This window comes from Embleya sp. NPDC059213 (genome assembly GCF_042754445.1).
Lineage (GTDB): Bacteria > Actinomycetota > Actinomycetes > Streptomycetales > Streptomycetaceae > Embleya.
In genome coordinates this window covers 1-2,316 of record NZ_JBHZAV010000393.1, presented here as the reverse complement: position 1 = coordinate 2,316, position 2,316 = coordinate 1, and the positions used below count along the sequence as shown (strand labels likewise).

General features: G+C 75.8%; 2 protein-coding genes and 1 pseudogene. 2 read left to right on the top strand and 1 reads right to left on the bottom strand.

The annotated features are described in order from the left end of the window. A pseudogene (locus ACFXMF_RS47525) lies at nt 1-477 on the top strand (AfsR/SARP family transcriptional regulator); the annotation flags it as partial. Here ACFXMF_RS47525 and ACFXMF_RS47520 read toward each other — a convergent pair. Next, on the bottom strand, nt 474-1,580 hold the full coding sequence (locus tag ACFXMF_RS47520; RefSeq protein WP_379991888.1) for a LuxR C-terminal-related transcriptional regulator: 1,107 nt from the start codon (nt 1,578-1,580) through the stop codon (nt 474-476). The pseudogene ACFXMF_RS47525 and the gene ACFXMF_RS47520 overlap by 4 nt on opposite strands. Before the next feature lie 188 nt (nt 1,581-1,768). Between ACFXMF_RS47520 and ACFXMF_RS47515 the strand changes: the two genes are divergently transcribed. Then, nucleotides 1,769-2,316: FAD/NAD(P)-binding protein (locus tag ACFXMF_RS47515; RefSeq protein WP_380021322.1), on the top strand; the 548-nt coding region annotated here is incomplete at its 3' end.

The following is a 2,316-nucleotide window of genomic DNA, read 5'->3' as shown; positions in this document are numbered from 1 at the left end:
GGGGATCGGGCGCGCGCGCTGGTCGAGTCGGCCGAGGCCGGGCTGCGGTCCGCGCGGCTGCCGTCCGACGGCGACCACGGGCAGGCGCTGATCGGCGTGGCCCGAGCCGCGCTGTGTCTCGAACTCGGCGACGGGTCGGGCGCCGAGGCGGCGCTCGGGCGGGCCTACGCGGCGGCGGTCGACAGCAACGACATGCCGATTCTGGCGATGGTGGCGGTGACCGTGGCCGGCCTCGCCGCGCGGTACGGGCGGCACCGGGACGCGGCCCTCGTGCTCGGCGCGGCGGCCCGCCTGCGCGGCGCCCACGACCGTACCGATCCGCCGGTGCGCACGCTGACCGACCGAGGGCGGGCCGCGCTCGGCGACGAACTCTTCGCCGAGGCATACGACACGGGTTGGCGGCTCGACACACCGGCGGCCCTGACCCGCGCCGATCCGGCCCACCTGCGCCGCGCCGGCGGGATGCACCGTAGTTAGGCCGGAACGCCCGGGGACCCGTCGAGCGTCGGGGACGCGGGCCAGTGCTGGGCGGTGAACAGGCGGGCCACCAGGGCGCCTCGGGTCGAGACGTCGGTCTTGGCGAAGATCGTCTTGAGATGGTCGCGGACCGTGTGCGGCGAGATGAACAGCGCCGCGGCGATCTCGGCGGTGCTCAGGCCGCGCGCGGTGAGCTGGGTGATCTGGAGTTCGCGCGAGGTCAGGCCGTACGCCTCGGCGACCAGCACCGCCAGGTCGGCGGGCGTCGCGGGCTCGATCACCAGGGCCACCGGGCCGGGCCGGCCGCCGGGTCCGGTCAGGCACGAGGCGTGGCAGCTCAGCCAACGGCCTTCGGTGGTCCGGATCCGCACCCGGGCGCTGCCGCGGTCGCGGCCGTCGGCGATGGCGCGGGCCTGGAGCGCCGTACCGAGCACCCAGATCGGCAGCCTCAGCCCGAGCGCCGTGGGAAACGACGGCCCCTCGGGCAGCCGCGCGAGGTGCCCGCGTGCCTCCTCGTTGGCGGAGGTGGCCTCGCCCGCTTCGTCGAAGAGGATCAGGCCGGGCGCGGGGGAATCCGTGCCGGGCGTCGACGCGGGCGACCGGGCGAACCCGCGCAGCCGCCCGGCCAGCGGACGGGACAGCTCGGCGAGCAGCGCGGTCTCCTCCGGGCGGAAGGCGTCGGTGGTGCGGAACAGGCTCACCAGGCCCCACGGCCGATCGCCGATCCGGAGCACCGCGCGCAACTCGTCGTGTACGCCCTGGTCCAGCAGCAGCCGGCGGAACCGGGCGCTGCGGCCGGGCAGATCGCCGGTGGCCGCGCGCAGCCCGGCCGCCGGTACACCGGCCCGGGCCAGGTCGCGGAACGGCAGCACGTTCTCCTCCAGCAGTTCGCTCTGCCAGTAGGCGGCGCAGCCCTCGCCGGAGCCCATGTTCTGCACCAGCATCGGCGCGGTGATCAGACCGGTCTCCGGGTCTGCGGCGGTCCACACGGCCGACTGGAACGGCACCTGCCGGCGCAGCCGGGCCGAGACGCGGCCGAACAAGTCGAGGGCGTCGGCGGCCTGTTCGGCCGCCGCGAGCACCCCCCGGTGTGGATCGCTCATGCCTGTCCCCCATCGATCGGCCGCCGGGCGCCCGCGCCTTCCGGTTGCCCAGCCTGGTCTGTCGCCCCATCGCACGGAACCCCTCGTTCGAGGGGGTTGTTCCCTGTCGATTCCCCGGCCGCGAGGGATGGGGCTCCCCGGCGCGGGCGGACAGGGTCGGTGGCACACGATCACCGGAGAGGGACACCATGGACATCGCAATCGTCGGGGGCGGCGCCGCGGCCGTCGGCCTGCTGCACGCGCTCGCCACCACCGAGGGCACCGCCGAAGCGGGCGGGACCGGCACCGTCACGGTCTTCGAACCGTCGCCGCACCGGTGGCGCGGGCGCCCGTACGGTCCGGATCTGGACGCGGTGCTGGTCAACACGCCACCCGCCCTGATGTCGGTCCGCAGCGGCGCCTTCGGCCACTTCGCGGACTGGCTGGGGGCCCGCGGCGGCGACCATCTCGACCCGCTCCTGGGCCAACCGCTGGTCCCGCGCGCGCTCTACGGCGAGTATCTGGTGCACGCCGCGGAGAAGGCCGTCGCGGCGCTGGGCGAACAGGGTTGGCCCGTGCGCGTGGTGGCCGCGCGGGTGGGTGCGGTCGTGCGGACCGGCACCGGCCTGGTGCTGCGCACGGACGACGGGCGCAAGTTCCGGGCCGACCGGGTGGCGCTGTGCGTGGGCGGGGGAACGGCCCCGGATCCGTACGGACTTGCCGGCGAGGCGGGCTTCACGGCCGACCCGTATCCGCT